Origin of the sequence: Bradyrhizobium oropedii (assembly GCF_020889685.1) — a bacterium.
Taxonomy (GTDB): Bacteria; Pseudomonadota; Alphaproteobacteria; order Rhizobiales; family Xanthobacteraceae; genus Bradyrhizobium; species Bradyrhizobium oropedii.
Map to the genome: position 1 here is coordinate 1 of NZ_JACMYO010000124.1, position 26,121 is coordinate 26,121.

At 63.2% G+C, this 26,121-nt stretch carries 29 protein-coding genes; 10 read left to right on the forward strand and 19 right to left on the reverse strand.

Annotated features, from left to right (window positions below):
* From H8A95_RS28625 to H8A95_RS28635, 3 genes are all read right to left on the reverse strand, one after another.
* Positions 1–498: hypothetical protein (locus H8A95_RS28625; protein WP_229186253.1), on the reverse strand; the 498-nt coding region annotated here is incomplete at its 3' end.
* Positions 499–604: 106 nt separating this feature from the next.
* Positions 605–2,062, reverse strand: coding sequence for an O-antigen ligase family protein (locus H8A95_RS28630; RefSeq protein WP_229186254.1), 1,458 nt, complete (start codon positions 2,060–2,062; stop codon positions 605–607).
* 31 nt (positions 2,063–2,093) lie between these two features.
* Complete coding sequence (locus H8A95_RS28635; protein ID WP_229186255.1) at positions 2,094–3,206, reverse strand: polysaccharide biosynthesis/export family protein; 1,113 nt, start codon at positions 3,204–3,206, stop codon at positions 2,094–2,096.
* A 305-nt stretch (positions 3,207–3,511) separates the two neighbouring features.
* Between H8A95_RS28635 and H8A95_RS28640 the strand changes: the two genes are divergently transcribed.
* The 5 genes from H8A95_RS28640 (at position 3,512) to H8A95_RS28660 (ending at position 7,010) form a co-directional block, all read left to right on the forward strand.
* On the forward strand, positions 3,512–3,811 hold the full coding sequence (locus tag H8A95_RS28640) for a hypothetical protein (protein WP_229186256.1): 300 nt from the start codon (positions 3,512–3,514) through the stop codon (positions 3,809–3,811).
* Positions 3,812–3,917: 106 nt separating this feature from the next.
* Positions 3,918–4,211: a hypothetical protein gene (locus H8A95_RS28645; protein WP_229186257.1), complete on the forward strand. Its 294-nt coding sequence runs from the start codon at positions 3,918–3,920 to the stop codon at positions 4,209–4,211.
* Positions 4,212–4,337: 126 nt separating this feature from the next.
* Positions 4,338–5,621: a hypothetical protein gene (locus H8A95_RS28650; protein ID WP_229186258.1), complete on the forward strand. Its 1,284-nt coding sequence runs from the start codon at positions 4,338–4,340 to the stop codon at positions 5,619–5,621.
* A 7-nt stretch (positions 5,622–5,628) separates the two neighbouring features.
* Entirely contained in the window at positions 5,629–6,408 is a 780-nt protein-coding gene (locus tag H8A95_RS28655; RefSeq protein ID WP_229186259.1) for a metallophosphoesterase family protein, read from the forward strand.
* Positions 6,409–6,425: 17 nt separating this feature from the next.
* Positions 6,426–7,010, forward strand: coding sequence for a tetratricopeptide repeat protein (locus H8A95_RS28660; protein ID WP_229186260.1), 585 nt, complete (start codon positions 6,426–6,428; stop codon positions 7,008–7,010).
* Between the two features lie 55 nt (positions 7,011–7,065).
* Here the strand turns inward: H8A95_RS28660 and H8A95_RS28665 are convergent, their stop codons facing one another.
* Positions 7,066–8,508: an undecaprenyl-phosphate glucose phosphotransferase gene (locus tag H8A95_RS28665; protein WP_229186261.1), complete on the reverse strand. Its 1,443-nt coding sequence runs from the start codon at positions 8,506–8,508 to the stop codon at positions 7,066–7,068.
* 95 nt (positions 8,509–8,603) lie between these two features.
* Between H8A95_RS28665 and H8A95_RS28670 the strand changes: the two genes are divergently transcribed.
* A complete protein-coding gene (locus tag H8A95_RS28670; protein WP_229186262.1) occupies positions 8,604–8,909 on the forward strand; it encodes a hypothetical protein in 306 nt (101 codons plus the stop codon).
* Between the two features lie 14 nt (positions 8,910–8,923).
* Here the strand turns inward: H8A95_RS28670 and H8A95_RS28675 are convergent, their stop codons facing one another.
* Entirely contained in the window at positions 8,924–9,298 is a 375-nt protein-coding gene (locus tag H8A95_RS28675; RefSeq protein ID WP_229186263.1) for a helix-turn-helix domain-containing protein, read from the reverse strand.
* A 655-nt stretch (positions 9,299–9,953) separates the two neighbouring features.
* Here H8A95_RS28675 and H8A95_RS28680 point away from each other — a divergent pair.
* Entirely contained in the window at positions 9,954–10,142 is a 189-nt protein-coding gene (locus H8A95_RS28680; protein ID WP_229186264.1) for a hypothetical protein, read from the forward strand.
* 206 nt (positions 10,143–10,348) lie between these two features.
* Here the strand turns inward: H8A95_RS28680 and H8A95_RS28685 are convergent, their stop codons facing one another.
* The 8 genes from H8A95_RS28685 to H8A95_RS28720 all read right to left on the reverse strand — a co-directional run bounded on the left by H8A95_RS28685 (position 10,349) and on the right by H8A95_RS28720 (position 14,891).
* Positions 10,349–10,558 (reverse strand): hypothetical protein, encoded by a 210-nt coding sequence (locus H8A95_RS28685; protein ID WP_229186265.1) that lies wholly within the window; start codon positions 10,556–10,558, stop codon positions 10,349–10,351.
* An 849-nt stretch (positions 10,559–11,407) separates the two neighbouring features.
* Entirely contained in the window at positions 11,408–11,665 is a 258-nt protein-coding gene (locus H8A95_RS28690) for a hypothetical protein (protein ID WP_229186266.1), read from the reverse strand.
* Between the two features lie 192 nt (positions 11,666–11,857).
* Positions 11,858–12,883 (reverse strand): NAD-dependent epimerase, encoded by a 1,026-nt coding sequence (locus H8A95_RS28695; protein WP_229186267.1) that lies wholly within the window; start codon positions 12,881–12,883, stop codon positions 11,858–11,860.
* Between the two features lie 93 nt (positions 12,884–12,976).
* Positions 12,977–13,393, reverse strand: coding sequence for a hypothetical protein (locus H8A95_RS28700; protein ID WP_229186268.1), 417 nt, complete (start codon positions 13,391–13,393; stop codon positions 12,977–12,979).
* 25 nt (positions 13,394–13,418) lie between these two features.
* Entirely contained in the window at positions 13,419–13,727 is a 309-nt protein-coding gene (locus H8A95_RS28705) for a hypothetical protein (RefSeq protein ID WP_229186269.1), read from the reverse strand.
* Positions 13,728–13,895: 168 nt separating this feature from the next.
* Positions 13,896–14,093, reverse strand: coding sequence for a hypothetical protein (locus tag H8A95_RS28710; protein ID WP_229186270.1), 198 nt, complete (start codon positions 14,091–14,093; stop codon positions 13,896–13,898).
* Between the two features lie 177 nt (positions 14,094–14,270).
* Positions 14,271–14,429, reverse strand: a complete 159-nt coding sequence (locus tag H8A95_RS28715) for a hypothetical protein (protein WP_165445790.1) — start codon at positions 14,427–14,429, stop codon at positions 14,271–14,273.
* Between the two features lie 309 nt (positions 14,430–14,738).
* Positions 14,739–14,891, reverse strand: coding sequence for a hypothetical protein (locus H8A95_RS28720; RefSeq protein ID WP_229186271.1), 153 nt, complete (start codon positions 14,889–14,891; stop codon positions 14,739–14,741).
* Positions 14,892–15,133: 242 nt separating this feature from the next.
* Here H8A95_RS28720 and ku point away from each other — a divergent pair, with 242 nt between their 5' ends.
* The gene (ku, locus tag H8A95_RS28725; protein WP_194455389.1) at positions 15,134–16,111 is read left to right on the forward strand and encodes a non-homologous end joining protein Ku; all 978 of its coding nucleotides are present in this window, start codon (positions 15,134–15,136) and stop codon (positions 16,109–16,111) included.
* Positions 16,112–16,298: 187 nt separating this feature from the next.
* On the opposite strand, the gene H8A95_RS28730 is transcribed toward ku, so the two are convergent.
* Positions 16,299–16,463 carry a Flp family type IVb pilin gene (locus H8A95_RS28730; protein WP_229186272.1) on the reverse strand — a complete coding sequence of 55 codons (165 nt, stop codon included), beginning with the start codon at positions 16,461–16,463 and terminating at the stop codon, positions 16,299–16,301.
* A 324-nt stretch (positions 16,464–16,787) separates the two neighbouring features.
* On the opposite strand from H8A95_RS28730, the gene H8A95_RS28735 reads away from it, so the two are divergent.
* Both H8A95_RS28735 and H8A95_RS28740 read left to right on the forward strand, forming a co-directional pair.
* Complete coding sequence (locus H8A95_RS28735; RefSeq protein ID WP_229186273.1) at positions 16,788–18,422, forward strand: thiamine pyrophosphate-requiring protein; 1,635 nt, start codon at positions 16,788–16,790, stop codon at positions 18,420–18,422.
* Positions 18,423–18,505: 83 nt separating this feature from the next.
* Complete coding sequence (locus H8A95_RS28740) at positions 18,506–19,720, forward strand: NAD(P)/FAD-dependent oxidoreductase (protein WP_229186274.1); 1,215 nt, start codon at positions 18,506–18,508, stop codon at positions 19,718–19,720.
* 165 nt (positions 19,721–19,885) lie between these two features.
* Here the strand turns inward: H8A95_RS28740 and H8A95_RS28745 are convergent, their stop codons facing one another.
* The 5 genes from H8A95_RS28745 to H8A95_RS28765 form a co-directional block, all read right to left on the reverse strand.
* A complete protein-coding gene (locus H8A95_RS28745; protein ID WP_229186275.1) occupies positions 19,886–21,130 on the reverse strand; it encodes an ABC transporter substrate-binding protein in 1,245 nt (414 codons plus the stop codon).
* Positions 21,131–21,173: 43 nt separating this feature from the next.
* Positions 21,174–22,655, reverse strand: coding sequence for an ATP-binding cassette domain-containing protein (locus H8A95_RS28750; RefSeq protein ID WP_229186276.1), 1,482 nt, complete (start codon positions 22,653–22,655; stop codon positions 21,174–21,176).
* Positions 22,655–23,581, reverse strand: a complete 927-nt coding sequence (locus tag H8A95_RS28755; protein ID WP_229186277.1) for a branched-chain amino acid ABC transporter permease — start codon at positions 23,579–23,581, stop codon at positions 22,655–22,657. The genes H8A95_RS28750 and H8A95_RS28755 overlap by 1 nt, the downstream gene beginning before the upstream one ends.
* Before the next feature lies 1 nt (position 23,582).
* A complete protein-coding gene (locus tag H8A95_RS28760; protein ID WP_229186278.1) occupies positions 23,583–24,458 on the reverse strand; it encodes a branched-chain amino acid ABC transporter permease in 876 nt (291 codons plus the stop codon).
* 94 nt (positions 24,459–24,552) lie between these two features.
* On the reverse strand, positions 24,553–25,776 hold the full coding sequence (locus H8A95_RS28765) for an ABC transporter substrate-binding protein (RefSeq protein ID WP_229186279.1): 1,224 nt from the start codon (positions 25,774–25,776) through the stop codon (positions 24,553–24,555).
* Positions 25,777–26,121 lie beyond the last annotated feature (345 nt).

The following is a 26,121-nucleotide window of genomic DNA, read 5'->3' on the forward strand; positions in this document are numbered from 1 at the left end:
CGCGCTGGTCTGGCCGCCGGATGCGCCGGCACTGCCCGCGCCGCCGGCACCGGTTGCAGCGGTGCCGCTATCACCCGACGCTGCGGCAAATGCCATCACGGTGTCGAGGTCCTTGGTATCGGCAATCGCCTGCTGGATCCGCGTCGCGTAGGGCTGGTTGCTGCGCACCACGATGCGCGCGGCCTGGGCAAGACCGGCGGCGATCGCCGTCTTCTGGTCCTTGCTTGCCTTGGCAAACAGGGCAATGAGCGGATCGAGCGACGTCGGATCGCTGAGGGCGTAATCGCGCGCCCGCGAAGTCAATTCCACGCCCGCGTTCGGAAACTGGCTCAGCAACTGTTCGGGATTGGCCTTGAAATTCGAAACCGCCTGGGGGAGCTGGATCAGCCCGCCAGGCGTTTCCGCCATCGCAGCGCCGACGGGGGCCGCGAGCGCCAACATCACCAAAACCGCCAGGTGCGAGGCGGAAAAACCGCCGGATCGCTCAAATGTGAACACTGCTATCTCCCTAACGAATACTAACAGTTCGTTAGCATAGTCAGAGTTATCGCGCCAATTAAAACCCCTGCCCGGCCACGGCCCCCGGCACGACGCGGAATCAGCGTTAATTGGCGGACCCGACCATAACACCGGCGTCATCGTCGCTGCCGATGCCCCTGCCGGAGCGGAACGATTGTGACAGGCCCGCCCCAAGCAAGGCGGCGATAACAACGGCGTAGCCGGTGATCTGGAGCGAGAAATCGATCATCGAATGCAGCGCGCCGGCAGCCGAGGCGCACAGCGCCGCGAGCGGCACGATCACGTCGCGGCGGCGGGTCCGCACGCCATGCGCGAGCACGCCGAATGCTGTGAGCAGCGCGATCATGACCGCGCCGGCCATTAACATTCCGCCGTCGGACGCCAGCTCGAGCCAGCTGTTGTGCGCCCGGTTCCAGGTCCCACGCAACGAGATGTCGTCGGTGCGATAGGCCGGATAGACCCATTCGAAGCTCCCAAAACCGTTGCCGAGCCAGGGATGGTCCCAGATCATCCGCAACGTCGCACGATAGGTCGAGAACCGTCCCTCGTCCGACAGGCCCATCGTGCTGAAGCGCGCGCCAACGCCGCCGCCGAGAAGTTGCAACAGTGCAAGCGCGACCAGGCTGCCGATGCCAAGCGCCACGATCAGGCCATAGCGTCGCGGCATCCGCTTGCGAAACAGGAGCGCGGCCGCGACAACAGCAGCGAGCAGCGATATCCCGACGCCGCCGCGCGATCCGGTCAGAAACATCGCGACGAGGCAAGTGAGCCAGCCGAACGCATCGCCGGCGAGCCGGCGCCGTGCCGGCATATCGAGGCGCGCCAACAGGCGCGGCAGACTGGCCCGGCGCGACGGCATATGCCGCTCGATCAGCTCGCAACCGAACAACAGCCAGATCAGCGCACAGCAACCATAATAGATGCCCGCCGTGTTGCGGTTGACGAAGGGAGACGTCAGCCACTCCAGATGCGCCTGCTTCTCATGAAGCAAATAGATCCGCGCGGGATCGATCGCGAAGGTGACAATGCCGGTAATCGCGTAGACCAAGCCGGCCACCGCCACGGCACGTAACAGCCCGCGCGCCAATGTGCGATCGGCTCCGAGCACGACGGCGACGGCAAAACTGAGCAGGCAGACGATCCCGACGCCGGCAGAATAGAACGGCAGGTTGGTCGCGATCGACGCCGCCCGCGGAAGCTCGGCGGGCAGCAATTTGCCGGCCTCGGCCCACAGCGCGTTCGGCGCCACACCGAACCAGGGCCGCTGTGCCGATTGCTCGTGCAGCATCAACATGGCGAGCGCGGTCAGCAGCGCCGCCACCGCGAGGATCGCGAGCTGGCTGCCGCGCAAGCGCATCGGCAGCACGCCGAGCAGTGCTATGCCGAGCAGGATCGACCAGATCGCGGGCGCGACGACACCGACCGAGCCGAGCGGCAGCGGCGCCAGTGCGACGACGGCGCAGAACAGCCACGACGACCATTGCACGGGCCACGGCAATGCCGTGGCCTCGCTTGAGCCGGAAGCTGATCGCAGACGTGTCATGAAGCCGGCCGGCCCGGCTCACGCCCCAGTATCAGGGCGCAAGCTTGATCGAATTACGAAGTAATGTTGCGTTGTAGGCGGCCACGATCGGATCGTTCACCGTTGCGGTCACGAGGCGGATCTGCTGCATGAGCTTGGCGTCCTCGACCGACGCCGCGTTCGATGCATAGAGCACGTCCTTGTTGCGCAACTGAAAACGCGTGGCCAGGAAATAGCCGGCCGGATCGCGGAAATTGATGTTGTAGACGACCGGAATGATCGGCCCTGAATATTTGCTGACGTCGACGCCGAGCTTGGCGGCCACCTCCGGCAGCTCGCCGCGATAGACGAACACCGAGGCTGGATCGGCCGAAGAATCGTTCAGACCACCCGCCTTGGCGACGGCTTCGGCGAGGGAGATGCGCCAGGCCTCGAAATTGAACTGGCCCTGCGCGCCCGAGGCGCCGAAGGCGACGAAGGTCTGCGGCTCGCGATAGACGTAGATGGTATCGCCCGGATGCGCGTAGATGTTGCTCTTGGGCTCGTAGACCAGCTGGCCGAACGGCACGGTCGTCCGCTTGCCATCACGCTCCAGCATCACCCATGTGTCAAAACCCTGCCCTTTCGGACCGCCGGCGCGGGTGATCGAGTCGAGCACGCGCTCGCCCGCGGCGTTGGCGGGGAAGCGGTTCGGGGTATTGACCTCGCCGAGCACGGAGATCAGCGAGGTGCGCTGCTCGATCAGGGCAACGACTGCCTGCGGCTCGATCGCGCGATTCTTCAGTGCATCGACAATCGAGCGCTGCACCTCGGTCGGGGTGCGGTTCTTGGCGCGGATCGCGCCGGCATAGGGTACCGAGATGTTGCCGTCGGTATCGACATTCTGGTTAGGCAGCGTGATGTAATTGCCGGGACGCACGCCGGCCTCGACCGGAATGAACAGACCGCCGGCGGCGGCCTCGAAGATCGTGACGCTGACGACGTCCCCGATGCCGAAATGGATGTCCTTGGGCGGCGGCCCCTGGATGCCGCCGGCGAGTTGCGGCGCGAACGACGCCAGCACGTTCTCGACCTGCGGCGTGATCTTCACCATCGCATAGGGCAGGCTTTCCGGATCCTTCTGTCCGGCGACGACATCAGAACTGGTCGGACCGTTGGTCGGCATGTAATGGCATCCGCCGACCCAGCAGGCGGCCGCAAGCAATAACATTACTCGAATGAAATTCGCACGCGACATTCAAATACTCCGGCCGTGCCGTAACACGCCGATTATCACAATCACAAGGTTCCGCGATATATTGCGGCGCAATTGATAAATAATGTTAGCAAGGTGAGGCAATTCGGCGACACCGGCGCGCCGCCGTAAGACAAAGGCCCAGCGCAAGCCACTCCGGCTTTGATTTCGTGTGATGTTCCCGTTATCTGTGAATGAGATGGTTGAGTTAACCGATTGAGAGTTCGATGGCCCGCATGAACCCACTGGCGATCGCATTGGGAACCGCCGCCTTGCTGCTTGGCAGCGTACTTAGCAGCACAGGCGTTTTGGCCGCCGAACTGGGCATTTCCCCTGCCCCGCGCGCCGTGCAGCGCGTCAGCGGCAACTGTCAGCGGCTGCAATATTGTCACGGCGACGTCTGCCAGTGGAAGCGGGTCTGCTGGCACGGTTGCCCCGACCGCTATTCCTGCGCGCCGCTCTACGGCGCCTACGGACCATACGGCGGCCGCGACTATTGGGCCGCCTACAGCTACGGCGACCTGCGCCCGTTCTGAATGTTAATCAATTAACACACCACTTGCCGTGCGCGCATCGATCGGCACTATGCCGACGGTTTTGCGACGATCGGGTTAACCCCGGTTTAGGACCCGGCCCGCTAGGATGCGGGCGCAGGGTCTGGTTATGTTATTTGTTTTCCTTGGTAATTTGATCGGCGGCGCCGTTCTCGGACTGCGCCAGCACTGTCTGATGCTGGTGCCCGTGACGCTTGCGGAGCTGATGCTGCTCGCCGCCGTCGGCGCCGCGCGCCTCGCGTGGTCTGAGACCTTGCTGCTCATGATCACCGCCATCGTGTCGCTGCAAGGCGGATATCTCGCCAGCACATTCGCACCGCTGGTCCGGTCGCGCTGGTCGCGCACCTCGACGCCACGCCTCGCCCTGCGCCGCCCCCATTAGCGCGGCACAACGCCGCCGCATTTGGCGTATCCGATTTCCATTGACCTCGCGGCGAGCCCGGGGCATCCCGCTGCCTTGCGTTTCTCATCCTCCGCAGGAACACCCTCCTCAGGACTTGCCCCTCTCGTGTGGAACGTCACGGCTTTCCTCTGCATCCTGATCGGGGCGTCGATTCCGGTGGGTCTCATCGACGCATCGCTCGCCACCGGTCTCGTCGGCGCCGCAACGTCGCTCGGGCTGCTGGCAAGCCTGACGGCGATCCGTCCAGGTGAGCTGTCCTTCCTGAAATCGGTCGTCGGGTCAGCGTTTGCGGCGGCGCTTGTGCCGGTGCTCTGGATCATCGCGCAAATGCTTCCGCTCACGTTCTGGGCGCATCCGGTGTGGAAGTTCGCCGGCGAAACGCTGGGGGCGCCGCTCAGCGGCAGCATCACGATCGACACCGGTGCAAGCCTGGGCGCGCTGCTGCTCTGGTTGTTGCTGCTATCGATCATGATCACCGCCGCCGCGATCGCGATCGATGCCCGCCGCGCCGACAGGGTGGCCCGTACCATCGCAGCGACAGCCGCGGTCGCAGCGATCATCCTGCTGCTGCACAGCGATCCCATCAAAGCATGGCTTGGTGCTGCGCCCGATGAGACGGCGAACGGATTCCTGGTGATCGTTCTCGCTGGCGGTCCGCTCGGCCTCGCGCACGCGCTCGATGGCGGCGGACACGCCGATGGCCGCACGGCGGCGCAATTGGCGCGGCTGCGCTGGCTGCTCGCTGCCAGCGCAGCGTTCTGCGCCCTCAGTGCCTGCTGGTATGGCCGACGCGGCGCCGCGATCGCACTCGCTGCGGGCATCGCGCTCGTCCTGATGACCTTCGCCGCGCGAAAACTTCATCTGCACCGCCGGAGCAGCGCAGCCGCGGCCACAGCGATCGCGCTGATTGCGCTGGCGACGGCGGTCGCCAACCGTCACCCCGATGTCGCGCTTGCCACAGCCTTCGTCCAGGCACCGGCCGACCTCGTGCAATCGACCCACACCCTGCTGGCCGACCTGCCTGCGCTCGGCAGTGGCGCCGGCACCACGGCCACGCTGGCGTCGACCTACATGGACTGGCAAGGCGTAACCTCGCGGCCCGTGGTGGCGACCAGCGCCGCCGCCTTGATCGCGCAGTTCGGCTCCGCCATGTTCTGGACTCTACTCGCGGTTACGATCGTTGGTATCGCGGCGTTCACGGCCGGCGCACGCAATCGCGGCCGTGACTGGTCTTATCCCGCGGCGGCGGCGGCCGTGTTGCTGACGCTGGCGCTTGCCGCCTTCACCTTGCCGGAATTGCCGGCGCTGCCCGGAGTGATCGTGTTGGGAGCCGTGATCGGAGCAGGACTGGCACAGCGGATCAGCCGTTCACGGTTGCAGGTGAGCTAGACGACAGATGCGCAATCTCCTCCGGCGGATTGTCGGCCAGACCGGCGACCTCGAACATGACGAGGGCGACGAGATCTGCATCTATGCCGTCGGTGATATCCACGGCCATGCCGACCTGCTGCACGAGATCTGCGCGCGCATCGATGCCGATATCCGTAAGTTCCGACCGGCGCGGCCGATCCAGGTGTTCCTCGGCGATTACATCGATCGCGGACCGGATTCGCGCGAGGTGATCGCCATGCTCGATCAACGCCGCCGAACCCGCAGCATGGTCTGTCTGCTCGGCAATCACGAGGCCTGCCTGCTGGAGTTTCTCGTCAATCCGGACATGTTGGCGCAATGGCGGCAGTTCGGCGGCCTGCAAACGCTGATGTCCTATGGACTGACGCCCTCGCCCAATCCCGACGCCGCGGAACGGAGGGCGCTGGCCCAGCAGTTGGTCCGGCAGATGCCGCCGGCCCATCTCGCCTTCCTGCGCTCGCTGCCGATCAGCTATTCCTGCGGCCGCTATTTTTTCGTGCATGCCGGCGTCAGGCCCGGCGTCGCCCTCAACCAGCAGCGCAAGGAAGACCTGCTCTGGATCCGCGACGACTTCCTGATGTCGGAAGATGATTTCGGCAAGGTCGTGGTCCACGGCCATACGCCGGTGCATGAGGCCGAGCTGCTGCGCAACCGCATCAATGTCGACACCGGCGCCTACGCGACCGGCCGCCTGACCTGCGTCAAGCTGGAAGGCCCGCGGCGAACCCTGCTGATGACCGGCAACCGGGCCGTGCGCCATGGCTAAACATGATGGCTAACACGATGGCTGACGGGATCGACCGGTATGCGCGGCAGCTGTCGCCGGCATTCGTGCCGGCTGCAGTCCTGATCGGCGCCGCGACGCTGGCATTGTCGGCCTGGTGGCTCGCCGCCGATGCGTTGCGCGGCAAGCCTTCGCTCGCTGCCGAGATCAGCGTGATCAGGAGCGAGCTGTGGCTGCGCGACGGCTGGAGCGAATTGCAGACATCTCCAGAAGCGGCCGAGGCCGCCTTCACGCGCGCGCTTCGGCTCTCGCCGATGGACGCCGGCGCCTGGTTCGGCCTCGCCTCAGCGACCGGACGGTTCGACTGGCTGAACCCGACCGCGTCAAAGGCGTTGAAGATGTCCTATTACACCGGCTTCAACCGCAGCGACCTGGTCGCGCCGCGCCTGATCCTGCTGGCGCAGGTCGACACCACCCGCGATGTGGAGCTGGTCGATCTGCTGCAGCGGCAGATCCGCCTGATCCTCACCCGCGCACCGGAGCTGAAGGGCGCGATCGGCCAGGCCTATCGCGTCGCTTCCGATGCCAACCGGCGCATCATCGAGGCGGAATTCAAGGACGCCAACCAGAGCATTCCGGAGTAATGCGCGTCAGCAAGCGGGCGGTCGCCGGATGCCCAACCTGTCAGATACCCGACCGTCAAATCCCCTTGTGCCGCAGCACCGCACCGACGGTGCGCAGCAGGATGCGCAGGTCGAGCATGAAGCTCCAGCTCTTGATGTAGATCTGGTCGTGCGCGACGCGCAGCTGCATGTCCTCGATCGCAGGCGTCGCGCCGCGCAGTCCCTGCACCTGGGCAAGACCGGTGATACCAGGCTTGACGTGCTGGCGCTGCGCATAGCTTGCGATCAGCTTTGAATATTTGTCGTCATGTGCCAGCGCGTGCGGCCGCGGCCCGACCAGCGACATGTCGCCGCGGAGCACGTTCACCAGTTGCGGCAATTCGTCGATGCTGCGGCGGCGCAACGTTGCGCCGATCCCGGTCAGCCGCGGGTCGTTTGCGCGAGCTTGCGTGATGACATCGCCATCCTCGAGCACATGCATCGAGCGGAATTTGAGGATGGTGAATTGCTTGCCGTCGAATCCGTTGCGGCGCTGCCGGAACAGGACCGGTCCTCTGGAGTCGAGCTTGATCGCGATCGCCGTTCCGATCAACAGCGGCGCGAACAGCACCAGCAGGCCGCTGGATGCCACGATGTCGAACAGGCGCTTGCCGGCACGCTCGAGCGGGGTCAACGGCGAGCGCTGCATTTCCAGCGTCGGTATCGGCCCGGTCGCCACCATCCGCATCGCCAGGAATCGCTCCGCCGTCCGATCGGGCAGCAGCCGCACCGGCAGCGGCGACGCCCGCAGTTGATCGCAGACGAACTGGATGCGCGGCTCCTGCTGCCAGGGCATCGCCAGGATGATTTCATCGGCGCCGCACTCCCGTGCCGCGCGAATGGCTGAGGCGACGGCCGCCCGATCGCCGGCGTCGTCGGACAATCCGGAAAGCTGCACCCGTCGCACCTCGCTGAGGCCGAAATCGCGCAGCAGGCTCGATTGCCGCACCCGGGACAATTCGTCCGCCATCCCGACCACGACCGCGCGGCGCGTCGCCAGCATGCCGCGGTCGATCGCGCGTTGCAGCGGCGCCTGTAGCAGCATCCGTCCGGCCACCAGCCCAAGGCCGCCGATCAGGCCAAATGACATCACCGACCCGCGCGAGATGCCGGAGCCGACCTTCAGGAGGAAGATGATCAAGGTCATCAGCAGGACGACCAGCAGCCAGCCGCCGAGCAGACTGTTCCAGCGCCGGTCGAGGCCGGCGAGCACCTGCGCGTTATAGAGGCCCTGCGACTTAGCCACGAACATGTGAAGGATGGCGGCGAGAACCCCGATCCCTAGAAAACCCTCGAAGCTGTTGCTATAAACAGTGTGGTAGTAAAACAGATGATAGGCCGCGCCGCCAATGATGCTGGACAGCACGACTATGACCATCTCGAAGGCGATGGCAAACGCTTCGAGCGATGCAAAGGCGAACGAGAAGGCGCCGAAGTTAACCGGTACCTTCGCTAATCGAGCGTCAGAAAGGTCGGTCATCGGGAATTAACATTCGTGTTAACAATTCGAATGTGTATTATCAGGCAGGTCGCGAGCTCGCAAGGCCTGCCGGCAATATCAGGCAGAGGGCGTCCATGACTGAATCCGCTGGCGAAACCGAGGCCGCGCTGGTGGCCCTCCTTCACTTGATCCGTCTGATGGGCGCCGAACTCGTCGCCGGCCAGCACCGCGACGACATCGAGGTGCTGGTCAAGGCAGTCGAGACAAAGTTGCGATCGGCGCGCTTTCCGGCTGAAATGCCGAATCAGGATATCGTTAAAGGTCTGGACCTCGCAGAGGCCAGACTGCGTCCAATCCTCGAAGAGCTGCGCGCACGGTCCGAGAAAGCGCACCTGAGCGACCAGCTGCTGCTGGCGCCCAGGCCCTCACGTATCCATTAACAGATCAGCTTTCGTCAGCTCTGGACTTCACCACGGCGGGGCAAACCGTTCCCGCCGCTGGATCTGAGCGCGAGCTTCTCCTCGATCTTCATTTTCTCGAGTAGCAAGTCGGTCACGATCCGGCGCAGCCGTTCATTTTCCAGCCGCAATTCGTCAATACGGTTACGGACAGGGGGAATTCCATCTCGATCTTCGGTGTGAGCAGCGAACTCGGTAACAGTACCGTTCGCTTGGTGGCCGCGCGCGGCCTCCTGCTTGCGCCAGCGGTGAAATGTCATCACGCTAACGCCCAGCACCTTGCACGCTTGGGCTTGTGACTGCCCCCGCGCCATGAGTTCCTCGGCCTGCTTGACCTTGGAACTGATCTCGTCAGTCGAATGACGCCTCATTGGTCATCTCATTGCCCCCTAGATTAGCAATAATCGCATGGCCTATAAGCTATGTAAATGCAACAGGAAATTCAAATTGAGGATTTCCCGGGGGTCTTTCGGGAGCCTCGAACTTGCCGTCGGCAGTGGCGCATTTTGCGAAGAAACGCCGAAGCTGCAAGGTATTTACCGAAATAATTGAGCGATATTCCTCCGCCAAACCGATCCGACAGGAAAAGTTATACGACTTTCTGCGTATGAGAATTTGATCTGGATAACTGGCGCACTGTTTGCATTCACAAGTGAGAATATCCAATCGGTCCTTCGGCAGATTGTGAGTGCATCATGCCTCGCTGTGATATCCACGCCGCCAGTCAAGTGAGAGTTTCACAAAATTCTAACAAATTTATCCCGCGACCTTCACGTCCGGTAGCTTGCGGGCGCGCACGCGCAGCGGTAGTTACTAAGACGTTAGGTGTCATGAGGGTTTCAACATATTTGAGGATTATTTTCACGAGACCTAACGTTCCTAGCTCGATCCACGAATTATCAATTAGGCGCTTTCTCACCCGAAGCCATCAGGCGGAACCACGACCGCCCGACCATCCGCGAACTATTCTGTGCTGACGCTTGTCAGAGCCCGCCTCTGATCAACAATTTTGCGAGGATCGACACCATGGCGCGTCTCAAGGTCTTCGAGGGGAACCAATCCGCATCCGGCGAGGCGGCCGACGCCCTGGAACGCCTCGTCGCGGAGAATTTCGAGCTTCGGCATACCGCAGTCGAGCTGGTCTTGCAGACCTGGATCCTGCGCGAGCGTCTGTCCGATGTCGGGGTGCACAAGTCTGTGCCGCGGGAGCACTGACCGCTCCAACCCTCCTCTCAAACGCAAAACAGGAATGGTCCGGAAGCCGGCGGCGGCCCACGAACCGGCTTGGACCCGAAGTCATTCGGGTCCATCCGCTGCTCTATCTTAAATTGAATTATTCGTGATCACGGACAAGCCGCCGCCGTCGCCATGGCGGCGCGGAAGGGGCGACAACTGCTCGGCGAGGAATTCGCGGACGAATGTCAGCGATGAACCCGGCGCAACGCGGCGCGCGGGCTGGTCTGCTCACGGGATACACCGAACGAACGAGAACCAATCGAGCGCTCGTGAATTTCACGCAACTCAGCGATATCCAGCATCAGCGCAACGACCTCGTTGCGCAGCGATTGATTGGTCGCGAGCAACGCCTCTTCGATCGGCCGATGCAAATGTTGAATCTTGTGCTGCTTCATGGCGCGCCCTCGCTCTGCGAGTTAAGGGTATGAGCGATGTGATTGAAGTTTCGATGACAGAGTTAGATCGCGCACATGGAATGCGGCTAATGGGGCAGGTTTGCGACCAATGTCACTCTGACAGAAATTTTCCCAATTTGGTTCCACAACCTGATCGCGAAACCTTTAATCGATGGCCGCATTGTGTCGTCGCGACGGGATGTCCGCGGCAGCGATGCGACGCGCGGCGAAACGGCACAGTCGGCGCCGATCATCAGGCGCGAGCAAGAGCATGAAATCATTTGATGATCGTTGATCGCAGCTATCGCCGTCGAAATCGGCGCGTGCCTGGCCGCTTACCACAATGTCGCCGCGTCAAAGGCTCGCAGCTTGAAGAGGCGCTCCGCCTCGAACCAGATATTCCACCAGAGGCAGCGTGCACACACTAAATCTGCTGCTGCCGATCAATCGGATTCGCTCTGCGCATAACAGGTTGAACCGAGCAGCATGGATGCCACACGAGCGCCGCCATCGGCACGGATCGCAAAATGTTTCGAACCGTTGCAGATATCTGAGGCATCGTCTGATTTCATCGCCTGATTTGACGCGTTCTGAGCGGCTCCGGCGATACGACAGAAAGCTTCGACGCTTCACGCCGGCATACACAAGATTCGTCTCAACGAGGGCCGAACGCGACAATGCCATTCCAATTCAGGATCAGCAGCGGTTCGGCTCGACAACTGCAGCGAGGGCGTTTGCGTTTCGTGTCCGGAATTGCACAAGCGCGTTGCACGACCATCGCCAATGAACGGCAGCTTGCCGCCAACGCCATAAGCATCGCTAATTCGCGACGCGCGGTGCGATCGCGCACTATTTCGATTTGGGAGGCGTGTCGTCGTCCATCTTGCCGCCATTGGCGACGCACTTGTTGAAATAGTCCCGCTGATCCTTCGCGCCGCCCCTCGCGCTGCCGGAAGCGGGATTTCCCGCCTGTCGCGGTGGAAATGCCCTCGCGACCAGAACATCGCAGGCCCGTGCGACCTGGGCGTCGATCGCGTACGCCGGAACGATTGCACCGGAGATGATGGTCACGGCTGAAGCAACCGCAAAACCAATAATAACTCTCATTGCCGAACTCCGTTCCAGGCCGAACCAGCTTTTTTTCTCGAGCCCGGATTCGCAAGGAGCGTACTAAAGCATGATCCGGAAAACTGCGAAGCGGTTTTCCCCTCGCGACGAACGCGGGACGCATTTGCGCGGAGGTCGTGCTCAAGCAAGGCGCTCGAAGCATGATGACTATTCAACCGGATCTGATCGCGCTCAGGTCCGGTCGACGTCGTGATAGGCCCGATACCAGGCGACAAACCTGGCAATGCCATCCTCGATCCGCGTCTGCGGCCGAAAGCCGATCTCGCGCTCCAGGTCGGAGACATCGGCCGACGTCTCCAGAACATCCCCTGGTTGCATCGGTAACAACTGCTTTTCGGCCTGCCGGCCGAAGCCCTGCTCAAGCAGCGCCACCACATGCATCAGTTCTTCCGGCCGCGAGTTGCCGATATTGTAGACCCGCCAGGGCGCCTTGCTCGAACCCGGATCTGGATGTGCTCCCGACCAGTTGACGTCGCCCTCCGGCGGGCGGCCGATCAACCGCACCATCGCCTCGACCACGTCGTCGACATAGGTGAAGTCGCGCCGCATGTTGCCGTTGTTGAACAGCTGGATCGGCTTTCCCTGCGTGATCGCGTCGGCGAACGCGTAGAGCGCCATATCCGGCCGATACCACGTCCCATACACGGTGAAGAACCGCAGCCCGGTCGTCGGTATGCGATAGAGATGGCTATAGGAATGGGCGATCAGCTCGTTGGCCTTCTTGGTCGCGGCGTACAGGCTGACCGGATGATCGACGTTGTCGTGGACCGAGAACGGCAGCTTGGTGTTGGCACCATAGACCGACGACGAGGACGCAAACAGCAGATGCCGGCAGGCGGTATGCCGGCAGCCCTCGAGGATGTTAAGGAAGCCCTCGAGATTGGAATCCACGTAGGCGTGCGGATTCTGCAGGGAATAGCGCACACCGGCCTGCGCGGCGAGATGCACCACGACCTCGAAGCGATAACGTTCGAACAGCGCCTTCATCCCGGCGCGATCGGCGAGGTCGAGTTCCAGGAAGGTGAAGCCGCGGTGCTGCTTGAGCAGATCGAGCCGCGCGCGCTTCAGCGCCGGATCATAGTAGCCGTTCAGATTGTCGATGCCGATGACCGGCTGCCCTGCACGCAGCAAATGCTCCGCCAGATGAAAGCCGATAAAGCCGGCGCAGCCCGTGACGAGTAGATTGCCTGCGATCATCACGTTGTGCCTGTGCCTTTCGCCTTGCGCCGGACCAGGCCGAATGCGCCGTCACACGCAGCCGCTGCCTTCACCTACCGCCGCAGGCGCGCGTCAGTTGCTGGCGGCCGGAGCCTTATAGTCCGGAAAGCGGCTCAGCACCGCAGCCTTCATGAACTTGAAGTGCGCAATCTCGGTCGCGAGTTCCTTCAGCCGGCGCTGGCCGTTGGAGATCTCGGCGTCAAACAGGTCCTGGTGATAGTTGTCAAGCGCCTCGCGTTCCAGATATTCGTCGGTGCCGTTGCCAAGCGTCACCGCGGCGCGGGCCAGAACATCGTCGACACGGCGACCAAGGCCGGATTGCTCGCTTTCGGCCGCCTGCAACGCGGCTTCGATCGCGGCCATGATCGATCCGATCCGGGCGCGATCGGTCTCGGCATCGCGCTCGGCCGAGCGGGCCTTGAAACCTTCCTCGCCGCGCCGCGATCTGATCAAGTCATGCGCGCGAGACCGCAAAAACAGCTGAAACATCTGTCAGTATCCGGTTCGGGCCCATTCAGGCAGGATAGGCCAAGAATCGCCCGGTCTTAGTTAAAAATGGGTGAATTGCCTGCGTGCTCGGCCTGAGATCAGCCTTCCACTTGATCCAGGCCTTGTCGTGCTTGTCGTAGAGTTCGAGCCATCGCCCCTCGCCGGCTGACGGCAACGGCTGCAAACCCTGGTCTCCTCGATCCGTCAGCACCGGAAGCGAGGAGTCGAGACCCTCGAACTCCGACGTCTCTTCAAGTGTGAGACCGACCAGCACGCGCCGGCCACAGACATCGACGACATATCGCCTGGGCGATTGCCCCCTGAGATCACTCATGTTGCGTAAGTTCCCTTGCGATCCTCGGGGCCGGCGACAGGATCAGACGGGGCGCTGGCACACGACCAACCCGCCTGCCGCACGGACGGGAACACGATGACCGATTGCATGTTGTCCCGCTACCCCCAACTCACCCCACTGTCGCGCTACCTCGATCGAACTAGCCCGCTAGAATGCGCGGCGCATGTGGCCGAACGCGGTAACTGGCTGCTCTCGTCTCGACGGCTTCGCAGCTGATGGCGCCACATACGGCGCATAGATCCGATATTGCGCGCGGCGCCTGCGCGACCGCCACGAGCGCGCGGCGAAACCGGAGAAGAAGCCGGCGACGAACGCCGCCGCAAGAATCAGAACGGGAGAAAGCATCACAGTCGTCCATGTTAGTCCGAATGTTATCTAACATTCCGAGTTGTGACGACATCATGATTATGCGCGCCGAAAGATTGTTCAGCCGCTGGAATTTTTGTGCAATCAAACGGCGCAGCAATGGTCAGCTGCAACTACGGTCGTTCTCGCGTACGATCTTCGCGGGAGACAAACGTCTCAGGAGAACCACCACAGCATGAACTTGAGAAACATCGAGCTGAGAAGATAAATCCACCCCGCCATCGCCAGCACCGTCAGCCCGACGAAGACGCCTGATACGCTTTTCTCCCTGAGGCGCACCAACAACGAGTTTTTTTCTTCCTGCCGATAGAACATCTCAAGCTCGAGGCGCATCTGATTCAAATCAGCTAGCAGTCAATTTCGATGATCTCGTGACGCGCCGCGGCAGCAATTCGCCGCGCACATCACAGATCACCACTGCAAAATCTCGTGAAGCCGCGAGCCATCGTCGAAGAAATTCCACGCGGCGTGATCCGGGATGTGACTTCAACGATCGCAGCATTCGAAGGCCGGGCCGGACGCAAGCGTGACCGACCGCACGTATTCTCGCGGGGGCGCAGTGCGCGCCCGCTCTAGCCTGCGTCCCAGCCTAACATTGGAGCCCTCGGATGCGGGAGAGCAGTGCTACACGCGGAAGAAGGCGAACCAGACCACGCCGAGGATCAACACGGCGAGCCCCGTCGAGGCCGTGAGCAGCGCGAGAACCGAAGGTCCAGGCTCGGCCTGGCGCGCCTCGGTCGGGGTTTCAATGATCTGACCGTGTCGTTCCAGTGCCATCGCGACCTCATTGCTTAAGTGCCTGTAATTCCGGCGATTGCCGCTCCCCCTTCGCAAGGGCAACGCGTGATCTGGAGTGGTGTTCCGAGCGGTCCGACGGCCGTCCCGCCGCCGCGTCAAACGGGCGCAGCCCGAAGCTACGGTTAACGCCGTTACGAGATTCCCCGGGCCGTGTTGTTTCAAACTGGGGTTCCCGGTGTTATCCTTGACCGTTCCGTCGGTTGCGTAATCGGAGTTTCCCTATGGCCCCTCGCGCCAACTGGAAGGGCTTTTTGCGCCTTTCGCTCGTGACTTGCCCGGTTGCCCTGTACCCGGCGACGTCGGATACCGAAAAGGTCTCCTTCAACCAGATCAACCGCAAGACCGGCCACCGTATCAAATACGCCAAGGTCGACGCGGAAACCGGTGAGGAAGTCTCAACCGACGACATCATGAAGGGCTACAAGGTCGACACCGACACCTACATCGAGGTCACCAAGGAAGAGCTCGACGACATCGCGCTGGATTCGACCCGCACCATCGAGATCGACGAATTCGTGCCGCGCAGCGAGATCGACAGCCGCTATCTGATCCGCCCCTATTACCTCGTTCCCGACGGCAAGGTCGGCCACGACGCCTTTGCGGTGATCCGCGAGACCATCCGCAGCATGGACAAGGTCGCGATCGGCCGCGTGGTGCTGACCAACCGCGAGCACATCATCGCGCTCGAGCCACTCGACAACGGGTTGATGGGCACGCTGCTGCGCTACCCCTATGAGGTGCGCAGCGAGAAGGAATATTTCGACGACATCCAGGACGTGAAGATCACCAAGGACATGCTCGATCTCGCCAAGCACATTGTCGAGCAGAAGTCCGCCGAGTTCGATCCGGAGGAATTCGAGGACCGCTACGAGCAGGCGCTGATCGATTTGATCAACCAGAAGCGCAACGGCATCAAGATCGCCAAGCCCGCGGCAAAGGCCAGCGGCAACGTGATCAACCTGATGGACGCGCTGAAGAAGAGTCTCGCCAACGAGAAGCAGGCCGCTCCTGCCAAGGCGGAAGCAAAGGCGGCGAAGGGCAAGAAGCCGAAGAAGCGCATCGAGGGCCAGCGCGAAATGCTGCTGCCGATCTCGGGCAGCGGCAAGCGCGAGCCCAAGGAAGCCGTCAAGCCCGAGCCGAAGAAGGCCGAGAAGGCAACGCGCGCGCAAGGCACCGCGGCGCGCAAGAAGGCGGGCTGACGCCGCGGCGCGCCGGTGACGCTGCAGCAGGCCGCCGACGACATCATGAAATTATCGGAGGACGTCCAGTAAGCGGCGCGCTGGCTGATGTTCGCGCGCATCGCGATGCTTCGCGCGTTGAATGGAGACGGCGGCGGCTGAAGCGGGAATGTATGAAGCGGTGTCTCTCGGCGCTTACTGATAGCGCCTACTTGAACGCCGAGCTGACGGCACTGAATTGGCCGCTCACGCTGGTGCCGATGCCCCTGACGCCGGCGACGATCACGATACTGATACCGCCGGCGATGATGGCGTATTCGATCGCCGTCGCCCCGACCTCGTCCCGCAGAAATCTTGCCAGCAACCCGCGCATGAAAAGCTCCTGTCCGACGCTCGCGGCTTTGTCTCCCGCGCCGTAGTAATATGCCAGCAAAACTAGGCCACATTGGTTGACGGCCCATTGATGGACACGATGAACGATCGCTTAAGGGTTGCACAGAAACTCGCTGCCAGTTTTGCCTGCATCAGGGGGCCGCGGTGCGGGGCGTCCGGCCGCGTTTGGGCGTAAACGCATATCAGGACTACCCGATCCGGCCCGCAGCTCGGCTTTACCGGTCGGCGGAATCCTGTTCCTTTATCGGACAGGACGACAACGAGGCCGGAACGAACCGGCCGCATCCAAAAGGGAGTGACCGCCATGAAGCTCGGCACCGCGATCGCGGAAATCATGAAGCGCGAGGGGATCGAGATCCTCACGGGCTACCCGGTCAACCACCTGATCGAATACGCCGCCAGTGCCGACATCCGCCCCGTGATGGTGCGCCAGGAGCGCATCGGCGTGCATATGGCGGACGCGATCTCCCGCGTGACCTCGGGCGAAAAGATCGGCGCGTTCTGCATGCAGCACGGTCCGGGCGCCGAGAATGCGATGGGCGGCGTCGCGCAATGCTATGGCGAATCCGTACCCGTGCTGGTGCTGCCGATGGGCTATGCGCGCCGGTTGGCGAACATCGATCCCAACTTCAACTCCAGCCAGGCGATGAAGGCGTTTTCCAAGTCCTCGGAGCCGATCAACATCGCCGCGGAGGTCTGTAACATTTTCCGCCGCGCGTTCACCAAACTGAAGAACGGCCGCGGCGGGCCGGTGATCGTCGAGATCCCCGCCGACATGTGGAACGAGGAGGTGCCGGAGCCCCTCAACTATACGCCGGTGCTGCGCACCCGCTACGGCGCCGACCCTGTCCATGTGAAGGAAGCCGCCGCCCTGCTCGTCAACGCCAAACGTCCGGTGATCTATGCCGGCCAGGGCGTGCACTACGCGAAGGCCTGGCCGCAGTTGAAGCGCCTCGCCGAGCGGCTCGCGATCCCGGTCACCACCAGCCTCGGCGGCAAGTCGTCATTCCCCGAGACGCATCCGCTGTCGCTCGGCTCCGGCGGCCTCGCGGTGCCGCGCGCAGTGCCGAAATTTCTGGCCGACGCCGACGTGATCTTCGGCATCGGCTGCTCGTTCACCGAAACATCGTTCGGCATCGCGATGCCGAACGGCAAGACCATCATCCATTCGACGCTCGATCCGAACCAGATCAACAAGGATGTCGAGGCCAGGATCGGCCTCGTCGGCGACGCCGGCCTCGTGCTCGACGCGCTGCTCGAGGAGATCGGCAAGACCGTGACTGCGGACCGTAACGCAAGCGCGGTCGCGGAAGAGATCGCCGCGTCTCACAAGGAATGGCTAGCCAAGTGGATGCCGAAGCTGACGCACAACGACGCGCCGCTCAATCCGTACCGGGTGCTATGGGATCTGCAGCACACGGTCGACATCCACAACACCATCATCACACATGACGCCGGCAGCCCGCGCGACCAGCTCTCGCCGTTCTGGAAGTCGGTCGAGCCGCTGTCCTATATCGGCTGGGGCAAGACCACGCAGCTCGGCTATGGACTTGGCCTTGCGATGGGCGCGAAGCTCGCAAAACCGGACAAGCTCTGCATCAATGTCTGGGGCGATGCCGCGATCGGCTTCACGGGGATGGATTTCGAGACTGCGGTGCGCGAGCGGATTCCGATCATGTCGATCCTGCTCAACAATTTCTCGATGGCGATCGAGCTGAAGGTGATGCCGATCTCGACCGAGAAATACCGCTCGACCGACATCTCCGGCGATTACGCCGCAATGGCCCGTGCCTTCGGCGGCTATGGCGAGCGGGTGACGAAGCCCGAAGACATCATCCCCGCGATCAAGCGCGGCATCCAGAAGACCAGGGAAGGCGTCCCGGTGCTGCTGGAATTCATCACCAGCAAGGAGACCGAGGTGTCGCGGCCCGGCACCTGAGGGCACATCGCACACCCCTCACCCACTTGATTTGACCTCGCCCGCGCGGGCAAGCTCACTCTGACGCAACGTCGGAGGGAGAGATGGCGCGCATCCTGGTGCTGGGTGCCGGCTTTGCCGGTCTGTGGGCCGCGCTCGGTGCGGCCCGTAAGTGCGACGAGATCGGTGCACGCGCGACCAACACCGAGATTCTCGTCGTCGATCGCAACGCCTATCACAACATCCGGGTGCGCAATTACGAGGTCGATCTCGGCGATGTCGCGCTGCCGCTCAAGGATCTGCTCGATCCGGTCGGGGTCAGGCATAAGGTGGCCGACATCAAAGCGATCGATGCGGCGAAGCGCGAAGTCGTGGTCAAGACCAGCGCGGGTGCCGAACATTTGAGCTATGACCGGCTGGTGCTGACGACGGGCAGCGAGCTGGCGCGGCCCGAGATCCCGGGCCTCGCCGCGCATGGCTTCGACGTCGACACCTACCATGCGGCGATGCGGCTCAACGGGCATCTGGCGGCGCTCGGCAAAGAGCCGCCATCGCAGGCGCGTTCGACGGTCGCGGTGGTCGGCGCAGGGTTCACCGGGATCGAGGTCGCGGCCGAGATGCCGGCCAAGCTCGCACGCGCGGGCATTACAGGCGATCGTCGCGTGATCCTGATCGATCCCAATCCCGTGGTCGGCGCGACCTTCGGCGCGCATGGCCGTCCGGTCATCAACGAGGCGCTGGCCGCGCTCGGCGTCGAGACGCGGCTGAATGTCAGGGTCAGCGCCGTCGGCGCCGACAGCATCACGCTCGATAGCGGCGAGATCATTCCGGCCAAAACCGTGGTGTGGTGCGCCGGCATGCACGCCAGTCCGCTGGCCGCAGCGCTGCCAGCGAAGCGCGACCGGCTCGGCCGTCTTGCGGTGGATCACACCATGCGCGTCGAGGGTCTCGACGGCGTCTTCGCCGCCGGCGACGTCGCTTCCTGCCTGATCGACGGCGAGCATCCGACCGTGATGTCCTGCCAGTTCGCGCGGCCGATGGGCCGGTTTGCGGGACACAACGTGGTCGCCGATCTGTTCGGCGAAAAACTGCTGCCGCTCGCTATCGACTGGTACGTGACCGTGCTCGATCTCGGCGCCTGGGGCGCGCTCTACACCACCGGCTGGGATCGCGAGGTGCAAACCACGGGTGCGGCCGCAAAGCTCACCAAGCAGACCATCAACCAGCAGCGCATCTATCCGCCGCGCAACGGCGATCGCGCCGCGCTGCTCGCGGCGGCAGCGCCCACGATCCAGCCGGCACCGCCGACGCGCAAATAGCAGATGGGATGGTTGCTCTCCATGCCGTCATTGCGAGGCGCGAAGCGACGAAGCAATCCATCTATCCCAGTGCGGAGGAATGGATTGCTTCGCGGAGCCTGTCATCGGGCGCGCGTTCGCGCGACCCGTTGGCTCGCAATGACGGCGCAGTTTCGCGCCTCGCGCTTACTGCGACAGCTTCACAAAGTCCGGAAACTTCAGCTTCCCTTCCGCGATGGCCTTGGGCCAGACCGTGATCTGCTTGCCGTTCTGCCACTGGAACACAAGGCCGGTGACGGCACCCGGGCCGGACTTGATGCCGTGGGTGAACTCGTCGTTCTTGCCGTAGAACTGGATCTTGCCGATCGTGCCGTCGAAGTCGGTCTTCTCGAGCTCGGTGACCATCTTGTCCGGATCGGTCGAGCCGGCGCGCTGGATCGCCTCCGCGATGATGTAGACCTCGTCATACGCGGTGTAGCCGGTATAGGCCGGCGGCGTGCCGAACTTGGCCTTGAAGGCGGCCGCGAACGGCTTGGTCTTCGGCGTGACCGCGACATCGGGCGTCGCCACCGCGAGCGAGGGCACGCCTTCGGCGGCGCCGTTGGTGTCGCCCCAGAATGTCGGGCTCAGTGCCTGCGCGCTGATGCCGAACATCGGGATCGGCACCTGCTGGTTCTTCCACTGCACCGTCGGCTGCACGCCGACATGGGAGATGCCGGTGACGATCACGTCGGGCTTCGCGGCTTCCATCTTGTTGAAGATCGGCGTGAAGTCGGTGGTGTCGGGCGAGAAGCGGATATGCTCGACCACCTTGAGGCCGGCCTTGGGCAGGCAGGCCTCGTAGCCGACGTCGAGCGGCTTGGTCCAGGCCGCATCCTCGCTCATGATCGCAACCGACTTGAACTTGAGTTGATCGACCAAGAGCTCCTTGGCCGCATCACAGACCAGCTGCGCCTGCGCGGCCGAAGTCAGGTAGCCGTGGAAGGTGTACTTGTTCTTCTCATAGTCGTTATGAACAGCCTTGGTGATCTCGTTAGAGGCGGCACCGGGCGTGATCAGCGGCATCTTCAGCCGCGAAGCCCACGGCTCCAGCGCCAGCACAACCTCGCTGATGTAGCTCGCGATCACGGCGGACACCTTGTCCTCGCTCACCGCGCGCTGGAAGGCGCGCACTGAATCGGCCGACGAGCTCTTGTTGTCGTAGGTGACGATCTCGATCTTGCGGCCCATCACGCCGCCCTTGGCGTTGATCTCGTCGGCCGCGATCTGCGCGCCGCCCGGGGTCGCCGCGCCGGCGATCGACTGCACCTCGGCGATCACGCCGATCTTGATCGGATCGCTGGACTGCGCATAGGCCGGCGCCGCGAGGCACAGCGTGAGCGCCGAGGCCAGCAGGCTGACGCGGGTGGCGGTTGAATGTCCTGACATCATGATCTCCCTTATTTTGCTTTCTTGTTCTTGAATTTTTGGAACTTCAGAGAAAATCGGCGCCGGCCTCCGCGGCGAATCGGCCCGGATCGCCCTCCCAGACGATCCGCGCGTGCTCCAGCACATAGACGCGGTCGGCATGCGGAAGCGCGAACGTCACGTTCTGCTCGCCGAGCAGCACCGTGATCTTGGTGGTCTGGCGCAGCTTCTCCAGCGCCTTCGACAACAGTTCGAGGATGACCGGCGCCAGGCCCAGCGTCGGCTCGTCCAGGATCAGGATCAGCGGCTGCATCATCAGCGCGCGGCCGATCGCCAGCATCTGCTGCTCGCCGCCGGACAGCGTCTGCGCCATCTGGCCCTGACGTTCCTTCAGGATCGGAAACAGCTCGAACAGCCAGGCCAGCTGTTTCGCCCGCGCCGCGTCGTCGAGATGCTGGCCGCCGAGGTCGAGGTTTTCGCGCACCGTCATCTCGCCGAACAGCTCGCGCGATTCCGGGCACTGCACGAGGCCGGAGCGGGCGATCTTGGCCGGCCCGGTGCCGCGCAGCTTCTCGCCACCACGAAGGATCTCGCCGCTATAGGGCAGGAAGCCCGAGATGGTGTTGAACAGCGTGGTCTTGCCGGCGCCGTTGAGGCCGACGACGGAGACGAACTCGCCCTCATGGACGTGGATCGAGACGTTCTCCAGCGCCTGCGCCTTGCCGTAATGCACGCTGACATTCTCGACCTGCAGCAGCGGCACCTTGTCCTTGAACGAGGTCTCGGGCCGCGCATGGGTTTCGATCGCGCCGCCGAGATAGACCCGCCGCACGGTCTCGTTCTTCATCACGTCCTCGGCGCGGCCGGTCGTGATCTCCTCGCCGAGATACATCGCGAGCACGCGGTCGACCAGCGCCGCGACGCTCTTGACGTTGTGGTCGACCAGCATCACGGCGCGCCCTTCGTCGCGGAAGCTGCGGATCAGTTGCGAGAACACGCCGACCTCGGTGCTGGTCAATCCAGCGAAGGGCTCGTCGACCAGCACCACCTTCGGGTCGCGCGCGATCGCCTTCGCCAATTCCAGCCGGCGCAGATCGGCGAACGGCAGCGTCGGCGGACGGCGGTCCATCACCGCCCCGAGGCCAACGCGCTCGGCAATCCATTTGGCGCGCTCGGTCAGCGCCTTGTCGGGAAACAGCATGAACAGGCTGTCGGGCAGCAGCGCGACCATGATGTTTTCCAGCACGGTCTGCCGGTTCAGCGGCCGCGAATGCTGGAACACCATGCCAAAGCCCTTGCGCGCGATCTTGTGCGCGGGCAGCCCAGCAACGTTCTCGCCCTCGAACAGCACTTCGCCCGCGGTCGGGCGCTCGATGCCCATCACGCTCTTCATCGCGGTCGATTTGCCCGAACCGTTTGGCCCGATCAGGCCGAGGATCTCGCCGGGGCGCAGCTCGAAGCTCAGATTCTTCACCGCGGTCAGGCCGCCGAATCGCTTGGTCAGGCCGCGAACCGCGAGCGTCGGAGTTTTGGTCACAATCTGATCCATCAGGAGCGCGCCTCGCGTGACAGGGCCGCTCCGAGGAAACCGCCGGGGAAGAACAGCACGACGAGCAGCGCCACCGCCGAGACGATGAAGGTCGCAAGCTCGCCGGTCGGGCGCAGGAATTCGCCGGCCACGATCAGGAAGATCGCGCCGAGCGCCGCTCCCAGCACCGTGCGCCGGCCGCCGAGCACGGCGGAGACGATCACGTTCACGCCGACCGCGACGTCGACCACGGTGCCGACCGAGGCGGTGCCGAAGTAGAACACCAGCAGCGCCCCCGACAGGCCCGAGAAGAAGGCGCTGACGATGAAGGCCGCGAGCTTGTGCTTGACGATGTTGAAGCCGAGCGCGCCGGCCTGCACCGGGTCCTGCCCGCTCGCCTGCAGCACGAGGCCGACCGGCGATTGCGACAGGCCGTAAAGAATGGCCGCGCTGATCGTCATGAAACCGAGCGCGATCCAGTAATTGGCGCCGGCATTGATGGTGATGACGTCGGGGATGGTGAGCCCGATCTCGCCGCCGGTCAGGTCGGCAAACACCACGACGAAGTTCTGCAGCATCAGCACCGCGACCAGCGTGGTCAGGCCGAAATACGGTCCCCTCACCCGCAGCGCCGGCAGCGCCAGCACGAAGCCCGCGACCACCGAGGCCAGCGCGCCGAGCAGGATGCAGACATAGACCGACCAGCCGTACTGGTTGTTGAGGATGCCGGCCGTGTAGGCGCCGGTACCGATCAGGAAGGTCGGGCCGAAATTGACCTCGCCGGCGAAGCCGAACAGCAGGTCCCAGGCCATCGCGAACACGCCGAAATAGAACGCGACGGTAAGCAGTCCGAGGATGTAGCCCGAGACGTAGAGCGGCAGCGTCGCCGCAACCGCCACGCAGGCCAGCGAGATGAAGAACAGGCGTGACGTGAAGAAATTGGCCATCTCAGCGCCTCCCGAGCAGGCCTTGAGGCCGGATATACATCACGAACACCAGGAGCAGCAGCGCCGGAATGGTGCGGTAGGCCGGCGAGATCATGTAGGCCGTGATGGTCTCGAGATAGCCGACGACGAAGGCCGCGATCAGCGAGCCCGAGACGCTGCCGAGACCGCCGAGCACCACGATCGAGAACGCGCTCGCGGTCAGCGGCCCGACACTGTAGGAGCTGACGCCGAGGAACATGCCGAGCAGCACGCCGGCGATGCCGGCCAAAATGCCGTAGATGCCCCACACCACAATGTAGATCTGGGTGAGCTCGAGTCCGAGCAAGGTGACGCCGCGCGGGTTCATCGAGGCCGCCAGCACCGCCTTGCCGGTCCGCGTGCGGTTCACCAGAAGCCACAGCAGGCCGATCACGAGGCAGCACACCAGCGCGGTGAAGATATTGTTGCGCGGCGTGCGGTTGCCGAAGATATCGACGACGCCCTCGACGATCGGCAGCACCGTCTTGGCGTTGTTGGTGAAGAAATAGGCGATCAGCTCCTGGATCATGATGCCCCACAGCAAGGTGCCGGTGAGGACGAAGATTTCCTTCTCCTCATTGGGGATCCGACTGGAATTCTGGATCGGCTTGACGACCGCGAAATAGGTCGCGAACGACACGATCAGCGCCACGCCAACGCCGAACAGCGCGCCGGTGTAGATGTCGAGGTGCAGCACGCTGGCCGCGGCCCAGGCCGCGACCGCTGCGGCCACCATGATGGCACCGTGGGAGAGGTTGAGAACGCCGGAGACACCGAAGATCAGGGTGAAGCCGGTCGCGCCGAGCGCATAGAGCGCACTGATGGCGAAGCCATCGATCAGGATCTGTAGGGCAAGCATCTCAAATCGGCCGCGGCAGCAGGGCTGCCTGTTGTGGAGCACGCGGAACTGAATAGCGATGCTCCCGGGACCGGCCCGGGAGCATGATCATCAGTCAGTTGGTGGTGAGCTTGATGAAGCTCGGGAACTTGAGATCGCTCTTGGCGACCTCCTTCGGCCAGACCGCGACCTGCTTGCCGCCCTGCCACTGCAGCATCAGTCCGGTGATCAGGCCCTTGCCGTACTTGATCGAATGGGTGAACGGATCGTCCTTACCGTAGAACTGGACGCGTCCGATGGTGCCTTCCCAATCGGTCTTCTCCAGCGCATCGACCATCTTGTCGGCCTCGACCGAGCCGGCGCGCTTCACCGCATCCGCGATGTAGTAGACCTCGTCATAGGCGGTGTAGCCCGCGTAGGACGGATAGTTGCCGTAGCGCTTCTTGAAGTCCTCCGCGAACGGTACCGACTTCGGCGTCACCGCGACGTTCGGGCCCGACACGCCCTGATACAGCACGCCTTCCGCCGCATCGTTGGTGTCCTTGCCGAAGGTCTCGTTGGTGGCCTGCGAGGAAATGCCGAACATCGGGATCGGCACCTGCTGGTTCTTCCACTGCACCGTCGGCTGCACACCGACATGCGAGATGCCGGTGATGATCACGTCGGGCTTGGCGGCTTCGACCTTGTTGAAGATCGGCGTGAAGTCGGTGGTGTCGGGCGAGAAGCGGATATGGTCGACGACCTTGAGCCCGATCTTGGGCAGGCACTCCTCGTAGCCGACGTCGAGCGGCTTGGTCCAGGCCGCGTCCTCGCTCATGATGACCGCGGTCTTCATGTGCTTCTGATCGACCAGAAGCTCCTTGGCGGCGTCGCAGACCGAAAGCGCCAGCGCCGCCGAGGTCAGATAGCCGTGGAAGGTGTACTTGTTCTTCTCGTAATCGGCGTGAACGCTCTTGCTGATCTCGTTGGAGGCCGCGCCGGGCGTGACGAACGGCGTCTTCAGGCGCGAGGCCCAGGGCTCGAGCGCCAGCACCACTTCGCTGATGTAGCTCGAAATGACGACGTTGACCTTGTCTTCGTTGACGGCGCGCTGGAATGCGCGGACCGAATCCGCCGAGGACGAGTGATTATCGTAAGAGACGATTTCGATCTTGCGGCCGTCGATGCCGCCCTTGGCGTTGATCTCGTCGGCGGCCAGCTGCGCCGCCTGCGGGATCGACGCGCCGGCAATCGCCTGCGCTTCGGCGATCACGCCGATCTTGAGGGTGTCGGCGGCCAGCGCTCCGCTGGGGGCCGCAGCCAAGATGCCCAACACGGCCGCTCCGGCGATTTGCTGCATCGCATGAACAGGCAGTCGCGATGTTCTTTTCACCCTGTTTCTCTCCTCTTTTTGCGTTTTGTTCGGCTGCTTCGAGCTCTTGGGGCCGGACTATAGCCGCGACAAAATGCGCAGCAAGTGAAACTGCGCGCAGATCGCCATGCGTCGACGACAACTAAAGTAGTGGGTCGGCGTGAGGTGGCTGAATAAATATGAGGCAGCGCGGGAATAAAATGGTGGGGCGCCGCGAGCCCCGCAACAAACTCGGTGTCGTCCCTGCGAAAGCAGGGACCCATAACCACAAATACTCATTATTGAAACGATGCTGGAACGACGAGTCCCTTCGACAATGATGATCACGGCGTT